16 protein-coding genes and 1 pseudogene are annotated in these 17,455 nt (G+C 68.0%); 7 read left to right on the forward strand and 10 right to left on the reverse strand.

Annotated features, from left to right (window positions below; all coding sequences use genetic code 11):
• Positions 1-123 precede the first annotated feature (123 nt).
• Both G1H10_RS31750 and G1H10_RS31755 read right to left on the reverse strand, forming a co-directional pair.
• Complete coding sequence (locus G1H10_RS31750) at positions 124-1,026, reverse strand: alkaline phosphatase family protein (protein WP_163745296.1); 903 nt, start codon at positions 1,024-1,026, stop codon at positions 124-126.
• A 240-nt stretch (positions 1,027-1,266) separates the two neighbouring features.
• Positions 1,267-2,067: a M15 family metallopeptidase gene (locus G1H10_RS31755; protein WP_163745297.1), complete on the reverse strand. Its 801-nt coding sequence runs from the start codon at positions 2,065-2,067 to the stop codon at positions 1,267-1,269.
• 95 nt (positions 2,068-2,162) lie between these two features.
• Between G1H10_RS31755 and G1H10_RS31760 the strand changes: the two genes are divergently transcribed.
• From G1H10_RS31760 to G1H10_RS31775, 4 genes are all read left to right on the forward strand, one after another.
• The gene (locus tag G1H10_RS31760) at positions 2,163-2,696 is read left to right on the forward strand and encodes a SigE family RNA polymerase sigma factor (RefSeq protein WP_163745298.1); all 534 of its coding nucleotides are present in this window, start codon (positions 2,163-2,165) and stop codon (positions 2,694-2,696) included.
• A complete protein-coding gene (locus tag G1H10_RS31765; protein ID WP_163745299.1) occupies positions 2,697-3,323 on the forward strand; it encodes a hypothetical protein in 627 nt (208 codons plus the stop codon).
• Positions 3,324-3,545: 222 nt separating this feature from the next.
• Positions 3,546-3,782 (forward strand): hypothetical protein, encoded by a 237-nt coding sequence (locus G1H10_RS31770; RefSeq protein WP_163745300.1) that lies wholly within the window; start codon positions 3,546-3,548, stop codon positions 3,780-3,782.
• A 253-nt stretch (positions 3,783-4,035) separates the two neighbouring features.
• Positions 4,036-5,442, forward strand: coding sequence for a serine hydrolase domain-containing protein (locus G1H10_RS31775; protein WP_163745301.1), 1,407 nt, complete (start codon positions 4,036-4,038; stop codon positions 5,440-5,442).
• A 49-nt stretch (positions 5,443-5,491) separates the two neighbouring features.
• Here the strand turns inward: G1H10_RS31775 and G1H10_RS31780 are convergent, their stop codons facing one another.
• The 7 genes from G1H10_RS31780 to G1H10_RS31810 all read right to left on the reverse strand — a co-directional run bounded on the left by G1H10_RS31780 (position 5,492) and on the right by G1H10_RS31810 (position 12,779).
• Positions 5,492-6,817, reverse strand: coding sequence for a pectate lyase family protein (locus G1H10_RS31780; RefSeq protein ID WP_163745302.1), 1,326 nt, complete (start codon positions 6,815-6,817; stop codon positions 5,492-5,494).
• Positions 6,818-6,893: 76 nt separating this feature from the next.
• A complete protein-coding gene (locus tag G1H10_RS31785; RefSeq protein ID WP_163745303.1) occupies positions 6,894-7,829 on the reverse strand; it encodes a carbohydrate ABC transporter permease in 936 nt (311 codons plus the stop codon).
• The gene (locus G1H10_RS31790; protein WP_163745304.1) at positions 7,826-8,314 is read right to left on the reverse strand and encodes a hypothetical protein; all 489 of its coding nucleotides are present in this window, start codon (positions 8,312-8,314) and stop codon (positions 7,826-7,828) included. The genes G1H10_RS31785 and G1H10_RS31790 overlap by 4 nt, the downstream gene beginning before the upstream one ends.
• Positions 8,307-9,614: a glycoside hydrolase family 28 protein gene (locus G1H10_RS31795; RefSeq protein WP_163745305.1), complete on the reverse strand. Its 1,308-nt coding sequence runs from the start codon at positions 9,612-9,614 to the stop codon at positions 8,307-8,309. Before G1H10_RS31795 ends, G1H10_RS31790 begins: the two co-directional genes overlap by 8 nt.
• A 36-nt stretch (positions 9,615-9,650) precedes the next feature.
• Positions 9,651-11,162: an extracellular solute-binding protein gene (locus G1H10_RS31800; protein ID WP_163745306.1), complete on the reverse strand. Its 1,512-nt coding sequence runs from the start codon at positions 11,160-11,162 to the stop codon at positions 9,651-9,653.
• Complete coding sequence (locus G1H10_RS31805; protein WP_163745307.1) at positions 11,159-11,845, reverse strand: YesL family protein; 687 nt, start codon at positions 11,843-11,845, stop codon at positions 11,159-11,161. The genes G1H10_RS31800 and G1H10_RS31805 overlap by 4 nt, the downstream gene beginning before the upstream one ends.
• A 37-nt stretch (positions 11,846-11,882) precedes the next feature.
• Complete coding sequence (locus G1H10_RS31810; protein WP_376778684.1) at positions 11,883-12,779, reverse strand: ABC transporter permease; 897 nt, start codon at positions 12,777-12,779, stop codon at positions 11,883-11,885.
• A gap of 429 nt (positions 12,780-13,208) precedes the next feature.
• Between G1H10_RS31810 and G1H10_RS33665 the strand changes: the two genes are divergently transcribed.
• The 3 genes and pseudogenes from G1H10_RS33665 to G1H10_RS35235 all read left to right on the forward strand — a co-directional run bounded on the left by G1H10_RS33665 (position 13,209) and on the right by G1H10_RS35235 (position 16,834).
• Positions 13,209-14,816, forward strand: a complete 1,608-nt coding sequence (locus G1H10_RS33665; RefSeq protein ID WP_246220203.1) for a glycoside hydrolase family 43 protein — start codon at positions 13,209-13,211, stop codon at positions 14,814-14,816.
• Positions 14,810-14,968: pseudogene (locus G1H10_RS35295) on the forward strand (LacI family DNA-binding transcriptional regulator); the annotation flags it as partial. The gene G1H10_RS33665 and the pseudogene G1H10_RS35295, both read left to right, overlap by 7 nt.
• Positions 14,945-16,834: a DUF6807 family protein gene (locus G1H10_RS35235; RefSeq protein WP_281354516.1), complete on the forward strand. Its 1,890-nt coding sequence runs from the start codon at positions 14,945-14,947 to the stop codon at positions 16,832-16,834. The pseudogene G1H10_RS35295 and the gene G1H10_RS35235, both read left to right, overlap by 24 nt.
• A 179-nt stretch (positions 16,835-17,013) precedes the next feature.
• Here G1H10_RS35235 and G1H10_RS31825 read toward each other — a convergent pair whose 3' ends face one another.
• Positions 17,014-17,286, reverse strand: a complete 273-nt coding sequence (locus G1H10_RS31825; RefSeq protein WP_163745311.1) for a hypothetical protein — start codon at positions 17,284-17,286, stop codon at positions 17,014-17,016.
• Between the last annotated feature and the right edge of the window lie 169 nt (positions 17,287-17,455).

Here is a 17,455-nt window from a genome sequence, read left to right on the forward strand (position 1 = left end):
GATCAATACGTACAGTGCAGTCAGGAGGGTGTTCAGTTCTTTCGTCACACATTGATCTTGAACACCCTCCGTCCACTTCTCCGGTCACGACGCGCCGACCGTGATCTTCAAGGAATCACTCATCTAGGCGAGCTCCGATGCCTGGTCGAGCTCGTCGGCTGCGGTGCCGTCCAGCTGCCAGGCCGGGTCGACGTCGATGCCAAGGTGCCGCAGGGCGGTAGGCACGATGTCCACCATGGCCATGCCGGCACCCCCTACAGGTGACGGCCGGATGTCGCCGCCGACGGCAAGGGTCCAGATCTCGCGAACCTCCGGCTCACCTCCGCCATGGCCGCCTTCGTCCAGATGGCCATGGTCCGTCGCCGAAAGAATCAGCCAGTCCTCCTGGTCATAGGTGGCCCGCGCGCGCACCGCGTGCACGAGTGTGCCGACCTCCCGGTCGAGTTGCTCGATCGCCTCGATGTAGGCGGCTGAGGCACCTCCGAAACGGTGCCCCGCCACGTCGGCGAGGATGAGGTAGACGTAGCCGACATCCGGGTTGTGCCTGGACAACGTCTCCGACGTCCAGGCGATGATCTGCCGGGCGGATGACGCACCCTCGCCCGAACCCTCGTTGGAGGGAAACAAGATCTTCACGTGCGGCGCGTCGATGATCTGCTCCATCAACGGCGGCCAGTCGCCGATCGCGAATGTGGACAGGTCCGGACGGACACTCCTCAACCGGGTGAGAACGTCGGGGAAGCGGTCCAGCTCGTTCGGTTCTATCGCGTTCGACAGCACTCGATGCTTGTCTGGCCATACGCCGGTGAGAAGGGTGCTGTGGCCGGGTCCGGAGACGGTCAATGCGGAGTACTCGTCCGGGTCGTACGTCATGGTCCGTCCGAGTTGCCCTCCGGCAGCGAGCGCGTCGATGTTCGGCGTCCGAGCCTCGTGCAGTTTGTCCCACCGGACTCCGTCGAAGATGAGGATCAGGACCTTCTTCTCACTGGTTCCGTGCGGGACGTCACTCGCCACGACGTCGTCCATTGAACTTCACTCCTCCAGGGTGGTGCGGCCGCGGCCGATTGTGGGGTTGGCCTCGTTGGCCGGTATCGGCGTCCGCGGCATTCTCCGGACACGCCACCGCGATCGTGTGTCGTTCATGGATCATCGCCGTGGTCCGGTCTGCACTTCTACGGACCCGACATGACGTCCACGTGATCTGTGGCCGAATCACGGAACAACCATCCGTGACGAACGGAACGACGTTTCGCCCGACGCGTCGGGTCACCCCGCGCCGTAGTCGCCGCCTGGGATGTCGAAGAATTCCTCGAGGGTGGCAATCCCGGTACGCCGAAGCTCGGCGGCCAGTGGCCGGCCCACGAATCGCAGGTGCCACGGTTCGTAGCTGTATCCGGTGATCTCGGTGAGGCTGCGCTGGTAGCGGATGATGAACCCGTAACGCCAGGCGTTCTCTGCCAGCCACCGGCCACCCGGGGTCTCGCCGAAGCATGTCTCGAAGCTGCAGGCAGGATCGTCGGGTGTGACCAGGTCGACGGCGAGGCCGGTCTGGTGTTCGCTGTGGCCGGGGCGGGCCGAGACCTGGTCGGCCGCGGCCTGGCCGCGGGCCGCGACCGTATCCGCGTAGACGCTTTGCTGATACTCGTACGACCGGAACGCGCTGCCGATCTTGAACCCCAGACCTTGTTCGTCACTGTCAGCCAGGAGTTGTTCGAGCGGTTCGGCGGCGGGCTTCGCGACCTGGTAGCCACGTACCAGCGCCATCTCCTCAGGGCGGAAGTCCTCGGGCTGGATCGGGTGTCTCTTGTTGACGACTACCCAGATACTCGTCGGATCCGTCGTGGAGTGACGGGTGCGGTCGAACTCGTCGTCCCCGTCGTCCTTGGGGTCATCGGGCGCCGGCGAGCCACGGGATTCCGTCATCGGCGATGTCGTCGGCGAGGACGTGGGCGGCGCAGCGGTCCCTTCAGAAGGCTCGCTATCAGACGGCAGCAGGAGCACGATCCCGCTCAGGACCACGCCGCCCACAGCGAGCGTGGTGACAAGCGCTGCGATGATGCTCCTCATGCCCCGATGACGGGTGCGAACCATCCGGCAGGTTGCCCGCTCCGGGATGCAACCTTCCGGGCCTCCGCACCCGTCAACGAGGCGAAAGGAGCACCATGCGAGATAGCGAGCGTTCGGCAGAGTTCGTTGCGTTCGTCCGGGCGCACCGGGCTGACCTCGTGCGCACCGCGGTCCTGCTGTGCGCAGGAGACGAGGCATACGCCGAGGACCTGGTCCAGACGACCCTCACCCGGCTGTACCTCTCGTGGTCGAAGGTGCGGCGCGCGGACAGCTCACTCGCATACTCGCGCCGCTGCCTGACCAACGTCTTCATCGACGAAGCCCGGCGCGCTCACCGCCGACGTGAGACAAGCGTCGCCGTACCGATGGATGCACTCGGCCGTGACCCTGCCGGCGCCTCCCCCGACCTCGACCTGCGGGCATTGGTGCTCAACGCGCTCTCTTCGCTCGCCCCGCGGCAGCGTGCGGTCGTCGTCCTACGTCACTGGCACGACCTGGATGTCGATGAGACCGCCCGCATCCTCGGTTGCCGTGCCGGCACCGTGAAATCCCAGAATGCCCGAGCATTGGCTCACCTGCGTGAATTCCTTGCCACCGCCGACCATCAGCTCGACCTGGAGGTGTCGTGAATGACTCCGCTTCCCGATCTCAAACACGCTCTCGACGTGGCCGCCGGCGACGAGCCGCGCCCGTCCGACCCGAGCGCTGACCTCGACCGAGCGCAGGCCGCCGTCCGCGCCCGCTCTCGCCGCCGGTTCCGCCTCGGCGTGAGCACGCTGGCGACGGCGGCTCTGGTCGGGGCCGCCTCCGTCGTCGTGCTGGACGGCTCCCCTACGAGTCCACCGTCAGCTGCGGCTGCTGAAGTTCAGCTCGTGGACCAGCAGTTCGACGCGGAGCCGTACACCTTCGATCTGACGCCGGAGGGCTGGTCGGTCCAAGCGCAGATGCCCAGCGCAGTGACGATCGCACCCGACGACGGCTCGACCTCAGACGAGCCCCATGACTTCCAGGGCAAGCTCGTGATCCTCTTCGATTCCAACCCGCTCACAGGCCGGGAGGTCGAGCACGACGGCCGCCGATTCTGGGTAACCGAGAATCCCGGTCACACCATCATCTCCACGCGGACCGTCGACGGCGAGCCGACCGGAGTGGTCCGCATCCAATATCCGCACGACGCCGGCTGGGAGGAATCCTCCATGATCGAGTTCCTCGCCAGCGTGCACGTCGGACCGGGCGCGCAACACGGCCTCGGCTAGGTTCGGTCCCTGAATCACCTATCAGCCTGCCATCGCCGATCTCTGCGCGGATGATGTCCGTCTGCCCGCGCGCCGAGATCACTCGCGGGGGTCCGAAGCGTGGCGTCCCTCCGACGCTGTGACGTTGCCCGGTCCAGGTGGCGTGCTCGCGCCCGCCCTGCGTGGACGACCGATGCTCTGGATTGCCGCAACTATCGGGGCCGTTATCGGAGAGGTGACACCTTGAGCTACATCAATGATCAGAACGTCTACGTACAGCTCGGCGTGATCCTGAATCCGCAAAAGGATCAGGATCACAAGACGATCGTTCGGCTGCGAGAACTCGAGCCAGCAGAAGCGCTCTCGCTGTACGCGATGATCGCCAACGAACAGAACCGGCCGATGCTCACCACGCGGAGCGATCACGAATGCGAGTGTGAGTGTGCGGAATGGTCCGATGATGAGGAGGAAGAGGAGTAGGCCTGCAGAACCGATGACACGAAGCCCTGGACGCACTACCCGTGACCGCATCGGTCGAACTACCGCGCGCTCGAACGGGTGCGGGCGCACGGATCGTCTCTAGGTAACCGCTCTATCACTGGAACTTGACATCTTCTACATTGCTGTAGGCCAGCTGTTCTCGGTACAGATCACCCGAGGCGCCGACCGAGTCGGCGGAAACCATCCGTCCTACCTGGGGTAAGGAGCGAAAAGGATGGAAGTGAGCGGATCCGTGTCCTCTCCCATCGCCGAACTGGAGCCTTTATCGCGCGCCGCGACCGGGCTCGGCTTCGCCGTGCACAGTGTCGAGGTCACGGTTGACGGCGAACCGGTGGTCAGTGCCGCTGTCCCAGGGTTGGGGGTGCACGCCCCGCACCGGATGTACTCGATCTCCAAGACGGTCACCGGTTTGGCGGTCGGCCTCCTCGCCGACGAGGGGCGGCTCAGCCTCGACGACGCCGTCACGAGCCACTTCCCCGAGTTCGGCCCCTGCCACCCATGGGTGGAGGCGACGACGCTGCGCCACATGCTGTCCATGCTCGGGCCGCACGCCGCCACCACGTACAAGCTCTTCGAGGGCGGCTGGCTGGAGTCGTACTTCACCGTGCCGCCGACCCACCCGCCGGGTACCGGTTTCACCTACGACACGAGCGCCTCGTACGTACTGGCGGCACTCGTCGAGCGGGTCGCCGGGACATCCCTCGTGGATTACCTGCGCCCGCGCCTGCTCGACCCGCTCGGCGCGAGCGAGCATGTCCGGTTTCTCACCGGCCCGGAACCGGTCAGCCACGGCGGCTCCGGGCTGATCTGCACGCCGCGCGACCTGCTGCTCCTCGCCCACCTGCTGCTCGACGACGGCGTCGGAGACGGTGCGCGCCTGCTGCCGGCGGACTACCTGCGCGCGGCCACCACCGTCCAGGCCGACACCGCCATGCACACCTGGGGTGCGCCGTTCCGCGGCGGGTACGGCTACCAGTTCTGGCTGCCCCCGCAGGGTGGGTTCCTCATGTTCGGCCTGGGCGGTCAGATCGTGTACGGCGACCCCGAGCATCGACTGGCCGTGGTCGTCACCGCGGACACCCAGCCGGTCCAGGGCGGTGACCAGCGGCTACTCGACCTGGTGCTGCGCCACCTCGTCGCCCCGCTCGTCGAGCAGAGCACGGGACGCCCGGCGACGGGACTGAGGCCAGCAAGTACCGAGGCGGAGACCGAGCTCTCCTGGCCGCTGCCGGCACACGACGCCGCGCACGCGGTGCCGACGACGGGCCGGTTCGCCGCATGCGCCGACGACGCGTGGCCGGGCGACCTCGAGCTCGACGTGACCGCCGACGGCGGGACCCTCCGCTCACCGTCGGACGACTGGTCGCTGGAGCTGGTGTGCGGCGCCGCGACGCCGCAGCCGTTCGGTCCGGAGTCGCGGCCCGCCGTCGTCACCGCAGGCTGGGCGGCGCCGCGCACGCTCGACGTCGTGTGCTGGGTCGTCGACGACGAGCTCGCCGTCGTCCGGCTGCGCCTGCACGTCGGAGAAGACGGGACGATCACCGCTCGAGGCCAGGGCTTCGGCGAGACGTTCGACCCCCGGTGGACCTTCTGCGGCGCCTACCGATCCGGCGGCGATCTCACGCTCCACGCACGGTGACGAGAGACCGGTGGATCACCACCGATCCCTCGTCACCCCGACCGGTGGGTCACCTCACCTCGGAACCTGGACGGACGGCGCGCAGTTTGCCGGCACCCGCGCCGGAGCGGACAAGCCCCGGCACGGCCCGGGTCGTATGGATGGTGCCGTGCAGTTCCGGCTTCCATCCGACGTCGCCGGCGAGATCGGATTCGTTGGCGTCGTTGAAGGCGGCGAGCACGTCCGTGTCACGACCGTTGACCACAGTGCCGGACTCGTGGATCGCGGTCCCGCCCCACGCCTGAATGATGCGGTCGGACGTGATGCCGTCGGAAAGCTGGAAGATGTTGTTCTCCGCGTAGATCGCCGACTCGACGCCTACACCCCACGAGTAGCCGTACGGGTAGTCCGAGTCCGCCGCATGCGTATACAGGTTGTTGTACACGTGCACCTGCCCGTAGCGGACCCGCGGAGCGCGCTGGGTCAGGTTGACCAAGTGGTTGTGGTGCAAGGTGATCCGCAACTTGCCCCGGTCTTCGGGCCGGTTGTCGCCGTTGCCCCAGAGCAGCGACTTGTCGTGATCGGCGAGGACGCTCCAGGAGACGGTGACCAGGTCGCTCTCCCGGGCGATGTCCAGCAGGCCGTCGTGCCGGTCGTAGATCGCGCCCAGGTGGTGCGGTTCGTTGCTGTCCACGGTGTCCCCGTTGGTGAGGGTGACGTGGTCGATCCAGACATGCGTGGACCTGGAGATCTCGATGTTGTCGTACTGCGCGTCCCAGTCGCTGCCTCGCCACTGCGGGAAGCAGTCGTAAGCGTCGTGGATCCCCAGGTTGCGGATGATCACGTTGTGGACGCTCTCCAGGCGGAAGGCCGCGTTCGTCACGGACGCGGCGCCGAGTCCGATCACGGTCGTGTTAGACCCGATCTCGACCCGGACGTGTCCAGCATGGTTACTCGCCGACCGCCGCCGTGCGTCTTCCAGTGGACCCGCGGCCCGACCGTCCCAGTGCGCCGGGTCGTATGCCTCGAGGTAGGCGTCGAAGTCGTAGTCCGGATCGTTGAAGTCGTCGCAGGCAAGCGCATTCCCGTCGTCGTCGGTCATCGCATCGATGTCGCCCTCGACGTAGACGATCTTCGGATGATCGCCCTGAACTGCTTCCCTGAGCTCGGCCTGCGTCCGCACGGTGTAGACGTGCTCGGACGCCGCCTCCGCGCCCCCGGTGGTGCCGCCCTCGGCGGCCGCCCACCCGTCGTCCGGCGCAAGTACCTCCCGTCCGCGATCGTGACCGCGGTCGCCTGGCCGTTCCGCGTCGGTCGCGCCGTGGGACGTGCCCGACATGGTCAGGCTCCCAGCGACGAGCATGCCTATCGCCGACACCGTCGTCAGCTTCCTCATCCGCCTGTCCTCCTTGCGATAGTGGGACATGGTTCCGGCCGGACACAGCTCGCCTGGCCGACGTATGCAGCCCCGGTCACCCCTTGACCGAGCCGAGCAGCGCGCCCTTGACGAAGTAGCGCTGGATGAACGGGTAGAGCAGCAGCATCGGAAGCGTGGCGACGACGATCACCGCCATCCGGACCGACTGCGCCGGCGGGACGATGTCGACGACGTTCGCGTCCGCGTTCAACCCGCTGGACACGATGACGATCTGGCGTAGCAGCACCTGGATCGGCCACTTCTCCGAGTCGTTGATGTAGAGGATCGCGTGCTGGTAGGTGTTCCAGTACGACACCGCGTAGAACAGGCCGATCGTGGCGATCGACGCCATCGACAGGGGCAGCACGATGCGCCAGTAGACGCCGAACTCGGAGCAACCGTCGATCCGGGCAGCCTCCTCCAGGCTGTCCGGGATGCCCTGGAAGAAGTTGCGCATGATGACGAAGTTGAACGCGTTGATCGACACCGGCAGGATCAGCGCCCACAACGAGTCGATCAGTCCCATCGCATCGACGACCAGGAACGTGGGGATCATGCCGCCGCTGAACAGCATGGTGAAGATGACCAGGAAGTTCAGCACCCGCCGCCCGGGCAGCCCCGGTTTCGACAGCCCGTAGGCCATGAGCGAGGTCAGGACCAGGCTAATGAACGTGCCGACGACGGTGACGAACATCGACACCCCCATGGCCCGGGCGATGGTCGGCGTGGAGAAGATGTACCGGTACGCGTCCGTGGAGAACGTCTCCGGGATGATGATGAACGCCCGGTTCGTCAGCTCGCCCGGGGTGGCGAACGAGCTGCCGATCACGTTGAGGAACGGCAGCAGACAGATCAGCGTGAACCCGCCGAGCACCACGGCGTTGATCACGTGGAACACCTTGCGCCCCACCGTAGTGCGGCCACGGGGACTGCGACTGGACGGACCGCGGCCAAGCCGCGCCACGTCGCCGGCCGTGACATTCGTGCTCATTCAGGCGCTCCCATCGGTTCGGGCGGCGGGATCTTCCGCACCGCGAACAGCCCTGCGGCGAGGAAGAACAGAAACGCGACCGGGTACAGGACCAGTTGGCTGCCGATCAGGCAGAACAGGCCGGCGGCGAGGAACCACCAGCCCGCTATGCCCCGCCATGGGCGGCGGCGCGCGAGGAAGATCCCCACGGCGTTGGTCGCCAGTACCGCCAGCAGGGTGAAGCCGAACCACCCGGCCAGGGTCCGGGCGGCCTGATACGCGTCGTTCCCCTGGGCGGCGTGGGCTGGGTCTCCAGGTTCCGCGACGGCGATCCCGGCGGACGTCATGGCCGGGTAGACCTCGGCGAGGAACACCCGCTCGTCGACCCCGTTAATGACGACGGCGAACCCGCCGAGGAAGAGCCCGGAGACGACCATGCCGACGACGGCGAGCACGATCTCGCCGGTGCGCCGCGGCGGCGCCTCAGTACGTGTCGTATCACTCACCGATCGCCCCCACCTCGTGACCGTTCACCCGCACGTCGTGGTGGCGCACGTCCTCGCCGTGTTCCAGCTGGATGCCGAGTTCGTCGCAGCCGTCGATCCGGACGCGGGAGAGGTCGAGGTCCCGCACGTAGCCGACCCGCAGACCCGCCCGCGCGACGTCGTCCACGCCCGTCGCCATCGCCGGCTGCCCCGCCACGGCGTTGTCGGCGAACGAGATCGCGACGTCGTCGAGGGTGAGGTCCTCGACCGGCTGCTCCGGCAGGCCGTACACGAAGCCCGCGGCGGCGTGCACGTTGCGGGCCGTGACGTGCGCGAGGTGGATGCGGCGGAACAGCGGCGTCGAGACGTCGACCGGCTGCGGAGAGCGGTCGGCGACGACCGGGTCCTTCCCGCCGGGGCCGCAGAAGTAGAACGCATTCACCACCAGCGGACAGAGGACTCCGTCCATGATCACATTGGTCACCCGGACGTCCTCCACGATCCCGCCACGCCCGCGCCGTGACTTCAGCCGGATGCCGCGGTCGGTGCCCTGGAAGACGCAGCCGCTCACGACCACGTTGCGTACACCGCCACTCATCTCCGAGCCGATGACCACGCCGCCGTGCCCGTGCACCATGGTGCACCCGGTGATCACGATGTTCTCGCAGGGCACCTTCTCGGGCGCCCACTCGCTTCCGGCCTTGATGGCGATGCAGTCGTCTCCGACGTCGATGTGGCAGTCGCTGATGCGCACGTTCCGGCACGACTCGGGGTCGATCCCGTCGGTGTTGGGTGAGTCGTGCGGGTTGACGATCCTGATGCCGGTGATCGTGACGTCGTCGCACAGCAGGGGGTGCACGGTCCAGCTCGGCGAATCACGCAAGGTCACGTCGCGGATCGTCACCTGGCGGCACTCATGCAGGCCGATCAGGGTCGGCCGGGGGTGCGCGAGCGCGGCTCGTTCACCGCGGACCGCGTCCCACCACGGCCGACCCTGCCCGTCGACGGTGCCGGACCCAGTGATGGCGACGCCGGTCTCCCCGGACGCGTACAGGCAGGGCTGGTGAACCCGAGCGGCCGCACCCTCCCAGCGTGCCTCGACCACGGGGAAGGCACCGGGGTCGGACACGAACCGCAGGTGCGCACCCGCGTCGAGGTGAAGCTCGACGTGGGAACGCAGCCGCAGCGCACCGGTCAGGTACCGGCCGGCGGGGACGACGACGGTGCCGCCGCCCTCGTCGGCCGCCGCGTCGATCGCCGCCTGGATCGCCTTCGTGGACTCCGTGTCCGCCCGCGCGCCGAAAGCTCGGATGTCCTGCACTGGGTCTCCTCGGGTGCTCCGGTGGGACGCCTGCCGTCAGCCGTTGGCCTCGGCGTGGGCCGCGGTGAACTCCTCGACGATCTGGTCCAGGCCTTCGCCGCCGAGGGCATCGATCGTGGCCTCGTACTGATCCATGTCGATCTGGCCCATCATGTACTGGTTGTAGGCGTCGTTGGCCTGCTGCTCGATGACCGACCACCGCGCGTCGAAGGTCTCCGATGTCAGCGACTGCGCCGGGTTCAGCACCACGTACTCGGCGTTCTCCTCCATCAGCTCATTGCCGAGGTCGACGTACGGCTGCGCCGAAGGGAAGGTGACCACCAGATCCGACGGCCGCGAGGAGGCGAACGGCTGAACCTCCTGCTCCCACTTCGTCTGGTCCAGGATGGAGACCACACCGTCATCGTCGAATTCGAAGTGGTCACCCTCGATGCCGTTGGTCATCAGGGTGAACGGCTCTTCGTCCAGCAGCGAGTCGATGAAGCCGAGCACGACCCGCAGCTCCTCCTCGGTCTCCACGGTCGAACGCGGGATCGCGAACCAGCCGCCCATGCCGCCGTTCGTGTCGGTCAGGATCCGGCGCGGGACGTCGTCGTAGGTCATGTCGTTGATCAGGGCCCACTCCATGGTGGTGTCCGGGTCCGCGGCGAGACCGCCCTCGTAGAAGCCCCGCGCCTCGAACAGGCCGGTGACGACGATGCCGCCCTTGCCCTGGTAGATGCCGTCGTACTGATTCTGCTTCTGCAGCGTGACGAACTCCTTGTTGATCGCGCCCTTGTCGTAGAGGCTGCGATACCACTCCATCGCCTCCTTCCACGCATCCGTCGTGAAGGACGGGATCACCTCGCCCGCGTCGTTCAGCTCGAACCGCTGGCCGGCCCCGAAGTACCCGGCGAGTGAGCGGAAGCCCAGCTGGAAGGACTCCTCCCGGTCGTAGAACCCGGTGGTGTCGTCCTTGCCGTTGCCGTCCGGGTCATCTTCCGCGAAGGCGATGGCCACCTCGGTCAGTTCCTCGATCGTGTGCGGCACCTCAAGCCCGAGGTTGTCCAGCCAGTCCTGGCGCACCAGCACCCCGTAACGCGCCATGGGCTTCTGTTTCGGAACGCCGTACAGGGTGCCGTTGATCTTCGCCGACTCGATGGTCTCCGGCGGGATCTGCGAGAGGTTGTCGAACTCCGAGAGATACTCCTCGACCTCCCAGAACTGCCCCTGCGTCATCGCCTGGCGAACGGTCGTGTTGGTGATGTTGCCCAGGTCGACCAGGTCGGGCAGCGAGTCCGAGGCCAGAGCTGAGTTGATCTTCTCATCGGCGTTGGCCGCGGGCACCCACTGGAACTCGATCTCCATGCCCGTGTAGTCCTGCAGCGCGGACTCGATGACCCCGTCCGTCTCCGGGGTGGTCGGCGTGTGCACCACGCTCATCCAGCTGATGGTGTCCTTCTCGGCGCCTTCGCCTCCTCCGCTGCCACCGCCGTCGCCACCGCACGCGGTGAGCACTAGGGCGCATGCCGCCGTCCCGGCGATCGCGGGGAGCTGATTCCTTCTCATGGTGTGCTTCCTCTCGTGACGGTGAATGCTGGCTTGCGTGCGTCGTCGCCCGTTGGGTGGGTGGGGTTTCGCCATTGACGTGCCGTGGGTTCGAGGTCGCGGTAGACGACGCGGGTGATCAGCCCGGCGGCGGCCGCCGGTACGGCGACCCCGAACAGGATGAGCAGGGGGAATGCGTTCTGCGACATCAGGAACGTCAGCGCGAGGACCGCGGTACCGCCGATCACGGTCCAGTGCAGTGAGCCGAACCCGATGAGCAGGGAGGCCGCGATGGTGTCGCGGATCGTGCGCAGCTCGAGCGCGGCCATCACCGAGAAGACGTAGAACAGTGATACGGCGAACGCGACGAGCGCGAAGACGTTGAGCATCTGGACGTACCAGTTCCAGCCGGCGAAGACGTTCGTCACGATCACCGTGCCCGCGCCGAGGTAGATCCAGCCCACCGCGGCCGAGCGCCAGTACCGCTCGCGCACGTAGGCGACGAAGGTGCGTGTCATCGGCGGCTGCTCGCCGCACCGGAACCATCGGTCGATGTACTTCGCCAGGGCGTACGACGCGGGCCCCGCGCCGAAGAGCACAAGTCCGACCACGGTGGTGCCCAGCCAGAGCAGGTTGAGGTAGATCAGCCGGTACCCGTTCGCCAGGAACGAGTTGATGCGTACGAAAGTGTCGAAGGAGAACATCGCGTGCCGTCCCCGAACTGCCCGGTAGCCGGACCGTTCAGTAGACGCCCTCCTCTCCGAAGCGCCTGGCGAGACGGTTGGCGAGCACCACCAGGATCAGTCCGACGATGCCCTTGAACATGCCGACCGCGGCCGCATAGCTGAACTGCCCGTTGACGATGCCCGTGTTGTAGACATACGTGTCGAAGATCTCGCCGACCTCGCGGTTCAGCGAGTTCATCACCAGGAACATGTGCTCGAACCCCAGCTCCAGGAAGTCGCCGATGTTCAGGATGAGCAGCACGATGATCGTCGGGCGGATCGCCGGGAGCGTGATGTGCCAGGCCTGCCGCAGGCGCCCGGCGCCGTCGATCGCGGCCGACTCGTAGAGCTGGGTGTCCACCGTGGTGATCGCGGCCAGGTAGATGATGGTGCCCCAGCCCGCATTGCGCCAGATCTCCTGCATGACGTACATCGGCCGCAACCACGCCGGATCGGTCAGGAACGAGATCGGCTCGCCGCCCGCCGCGACGATCACGTTGTTGATGCTGCCGCCGTCGGTGGTGAGCATCACGTAGAACAGCGAGACGATGATGACCCAGGACATGAAATGCGGCAGGTAGATGATCGTCTGCACCGACCTCTTGACGAACCTCAGCCGCACCTCGTTGATCAGCAGCGCCAGGATGATCGGCACCGGGAACGCGAAGACGAGCAGCAGGAATGAGATCGTCAGGGTGTTGCGCAGCAGGAGGAAGAACGTGTCCTCGGTGAACAGGCGGATGAAATGGTCGAACCCGACCCACTCGCTACCGCTGAAGCCCAGGAACGGCCGGTAATCCTGGAAAGCGATTGCCAGGCCGCCCATGGGAAGGTACTTGAAGATCAGGAAATAGACCGCACCCGGCAGGATCATCAGGTACAACGCCCTGCGCCGCCACACGGTCGCCCACATGCGCCGCGTGTCCCGCGTGCGTCGCGGCACACCGGAACCGGACGCGTCGGACGCGGTGCGGTCCTGCCGTGTGGGCGGTGCCGGCGTCGCCGTGCTCATCGGCGCCCCCATTCTCTTCCTTGAGGTCGGGAGTCCCCCTCCAGGACGGCGAGGAACCGCTTTCTGGCCGAGAAACGTAACACGCACTGGAGACGATCACAAGGGCTCGGGAACCGATTCCCGACATGTCGCGGAATCGACGTCTTCCCAGGACACCCGCAATCGTCCTCGGTACGACGCCGGTGACCTGCGCGGATGCTCGGCATCCGGCGACCTGACCTTAGTAACCGCTTTCTCCTCGGATGGTGTCATCCCGGAATGCCTGCTCGTACCATGCGATGAACGCGGGTTAGCATGTCTGGGAATCGGTTCCCCAACTGGAAGGCCACGATGCCGACCTACACGAACCCCGTCCTCGACGCCGACTGGCCCGACCCTGACGTGATCCGTGTCGGGGCGGAGTACTACCTGGTGGCCTCCAGCTTCAACCGGGTGCCGGGACTGCCGGTGCTGACCTCGCGCGATCTGGTGCATTGGCGCTTCGCCGGGCACGCCTTGACGGCGCTGCCCCCGGCCGACCACTACGCGCTGCCCAGGCACGGCTCCGGGGTGTGGGCGCCCAGCATCCGCCACCACGATGGGCGGTTCGTCATCGTGTACCCGGATCCGGACCACGGGGTCTACGTCACCTGGGCGACCCGCGCGGCCGGCCCTTGGAGCACGCCACACCTTCTGCTGCCCGGCCGCGGCATCATCGACCCGTGCCCACTCTGGGACGACGACGGCCGCGCCTATCTGGTGCACGGCTGGGCGCGCAGCCGCAGCGGCGTGGCGAACCGGCTCACGGTGGTCGAGGTGGACCCCGGGCTCGAGCGGATCATCGCCGAGCCCCGCACCGTCGTCGACGGCGACGAGATCCCCGGTTGCCGCACACTCGAGGGTCCCAAACTGTACACACGTGACGGCTGGTACTGGATCTTCGCGCCCGCGGGCGGCGTCGCCACCGGTTGGCAGTACGCCTTCCGCTCACGCGACGTCTACGGTCCGTACGAGCATCGCGTGGTACTGGAGCAGGGCGGCACGGATGTCAACGGGCCACACCAGGGCGCGTGGGTCGACACCGCGGACTCAAGACACTGGTTCGTACACTTCCAGGACCGCGGCGCCTTCGGCCGAGTGGTGCACCTGCAGCCGATGACCTGGGCCGCCGACGGCTGGCCGCGGATCGGCGAGGAGATCGCGACCGCGCCCGGATCAGGTCGTCCCGTGGCGTCGGCGGAGTTCTCCCCCGCGCCGGCACCCGACGGCCCCGGTCTCGGCCACTCCGAGCTCGACCACTCCGACCTCGACTGCTCGGACGGATTCGACACGCCTGTTCCGCGCCCGGTGTGGCATTGGCAGGCGAACCCGCACAGCTCCTGGCTGCATTCCACCGGCGACGGCGCGCTCCGGCTGCGGGTGCTGCCGGAGGACCGCGGCGACCTGCGCCGCCTCGGGCAGGTACTCGGGCAGCGCCTGCCCGGACGGGCCAGCACGTGGACGACGACGGTGCGGCTCGACGGCGGCCCGCCCGGCGCCCGCGCCGGCGTCGTCGTACTCGGCCGCGAGTACGCGTGGGCGGGACTGATCCGCACCCCGGCCGGTGCTGACGTCGTGTGCCGCCGTTCCGACGGCGTCGGCGTCGGCGTCGGCGTCGGCGTCGGCGTCGAGGAAAGCCGGGCGGCCGCGCTCGTCGCCGACGGCGTCACGGCCGAGGCATGCGTCGAGCTGCGGGTGGAGTCCGACGATGCCGGCGCCGTGACGTTCTCCTGGCGCGCACCCGGTGCGACCGAGTGGACGCTGCTCGACGAGCCATACCAGGCCACCGGAGGACACTGGATCGGCGCGGAGATCGGTCTGTTCGGCGTCGCACCCATCGGTGCACCGGCCGGCACCGACGACGTCGCCGCCTTCGGCCCGGTGACCGTGACCGGGCCCGAGACGCACAGGAGCAGGTGATGGCCCGCAGCTTCAAGGAGGGGGCGACGATCGCCCAGGTGGCGGAGGCCGCCGGGGTCTCCCAGTCGACGGTGTCGCGGGTCATGAACGGGCGTTCGACCGTCGCGCCGGCGATCGTCGAACGGGTCTTGGCCGCGGCCGACAAGCTCCGGTACCGGCCCAGCAGCCTGGCACGGAGCCTGTCGCTGGGGCGCACCGAGACACTCGCGGTCGTGGTACCCGACCTCGGCAACCCGTACTTCCTGCAGATCCTGCGCGGTGCCATGTCGGGCGCGGACGAGCACGGCTATCGCGTGCTCGTCACCGAGACCCGCGAACGCGTCCAGCACGAGGCGAAGATCGCCCTCGAGGCCAGGTCGCGCTGCGACGCGCTCGCGCTCGTCGCGCCGCGGATGCCCGACGCCGAGCTCGCAGCTCTGCTTCTGGAGACGCGGCCCGCCGTCGTCGTGAACCGCACGGTCGACGTCCCGGGTGTCCCGCAGATCACCATCGATCACACCGCCGGCATCCGCGCCATCGCCGAACACCTGGTCTCGCTCGGTCACCGCGAGCTGGTGTACGTGTCCGGTCCGCAGGCCAGCGTGTCGAACACCGAACGGCTCGCGGGCCTGCGCGCGATCGCCGGGCGGCTCGGCCTCACCGTCGCCACGGTCGACGGCGGATCGTCCATCGACGTCGGCTACCGGGTCGCCGAGGAGGTGCTGGACTCGGGAGCGACGGCGGTGGTCGCCTACAACGATCTCGTCGCCTACGGCCTCGTGGGACGGTTGAACGAGACCGGCGTCGCCGTCCCGGGCGACATCTCCGTCGTCGGTTTCGACGACATCGAGATCGGCCGGTTCGCGACCCCGCCCCTCACCACCGCGTCCGTGCCGCAGGAGCAGATCGGTCGCCGCGCTTGGGAACTGATCGAGGCCCGGATGAACGCCTACGACGGCCACCGGGGTGAGGCACCGCTCGAGCAGGTGCCGGCCACGCTGGTGGTCCGCGGGAGCACCGGGCCGGTGCCGCCGGCGCGCCGTCTGCCGATCCCGTCGTCAGGCACCGCCGGGCTCGGCTCCGCGGCCGCCGCGGGGAGCGTCCGCGCGGTGTGGCGCACCGACGGCGATCCCACGCTGTGGGCGCTGGACACGCCGCTCGCCCGGGCCACCTCGGGTGAGGGCATGCCCACGGTGCACAGCCCGCGTCCCCACCTCGATCCGGTGCACTCGTTACGTCACCGGCCCATGACCGAGGTCAGCCCGGTCGACCACCGCCACCAGTACGGCGTCTCGCTGACCGTGGCCGACGTCGACGGGACGTCCTACTGGGGCGGACGCACCTACCTCCCTGGCCAGGGTCCCACCCTGCTGGCGAACCACGGGCGCCAGGTGCGCACGGCGGTCCGGGTGGCCGACGACGGCGCGACGCTGGAGCAGGATGTGCGCTGGTACGACCACGACGGTGCCGAGCATCTGCTGGAACACCGCACACTCACGGGGGTGCTGCTGCCCGAGGTCGAGTCGTGGGCGCTGGCGTGGTCCAGCCGGCTTTTCGCGGACCGTCGCCCCCTGACGTTCAGCAGCCCAGCGGTCAACGGCCGGCCTGGTGCCGGCTACGGCGGGATCTTCTGGCGGCTCCCGCTCGACCTGGAGACCGTCGTACGCACGCCCGACGCCGAGGGTGAAGCCGCCGCACACGGGTCCCGTGGGTCGTGGGTCGCGATCTGCCGGCGGCATACCCACGGGTGGACGACGTTGCTGCTGGTGCAGCCCGAGCCGGATCCGCTGCCGTGGTTCGTGCGCGCGTCCGACTACATCGGTGCCGGTCCGGCGCTGGCATGGGACGCCGCCACCACCATCGCGGCCGGTCGGGAGCTGCGGACATCGATCGTCGCGGTGGTGGTGGATCGGGCGCTGGATATGGCAGACGCCGACGACGTTGTTCAGCTCGCGCTCGGCCGGCTGCGGGCGACCCGGAGCCGGACGGAGGGCTGCGGCGGCGATGGGCCGCAACCGCCCGAGGACTACGCCGGCTGACTCCATGCCTCTCGAACCAAACATGCCGGCCGCGCCGCACGCACCTGAACGACGACGCCGACGACGGACAGCAGGGTCAATCCCGTGATCACCACGCTTGCACCGGCGATCGCGCTAATGACGATCAACAGCAGCTTTCGCGCCCACCCACGGCGATCACAGGCGGCCGTGCGACCAGATCAGCATGCGCCGGTGGCGCCACCCGTCGTCGCGCGCCGCAACGACATCGTCCAAGCGCACCCGGCCAGCGCCACCGCGGCGGCGACGCCGAAGGCCCAGGAGATCCCCATCGCCGCCGCCACCATGCCCAGCAGGATCGGTCCGCCACCGAGGCCCAGGTCGAGGAAGATGCTGGCGGTGCCCGACGCCGCGCCACGCTCAGCGGGTGCGGCAGTGGCGAATATGGCGGCGAAGAACGCCGGTGTGCTGAATGTGACGCCGAGCGCCAACATAACGGTTCCCAGTATGACGCCCGCTGGAGCCGTCCACAACGCCACGACGAGACTCACGAAAAATGCCCGCGACACGCTCTCCGTGCCTCACGTAGGAATGCCCGCGTAACGGCGACGCTGCTGGGGCATGGGAAGTGAGTTGTCGATGGCATCTCGTGCCGACGTCACC

The sequence above is a fragment of the Phytoactinopolyspora halotolerans genome (assembly GCF_010550675.1).
Lineage (GTDB): Bacteria > Actinomycetota > Actinomycetes > Jiangellales > Jiangellaceae > Phytoactinopolyspora > Phytoactinopolyspora halotolerans.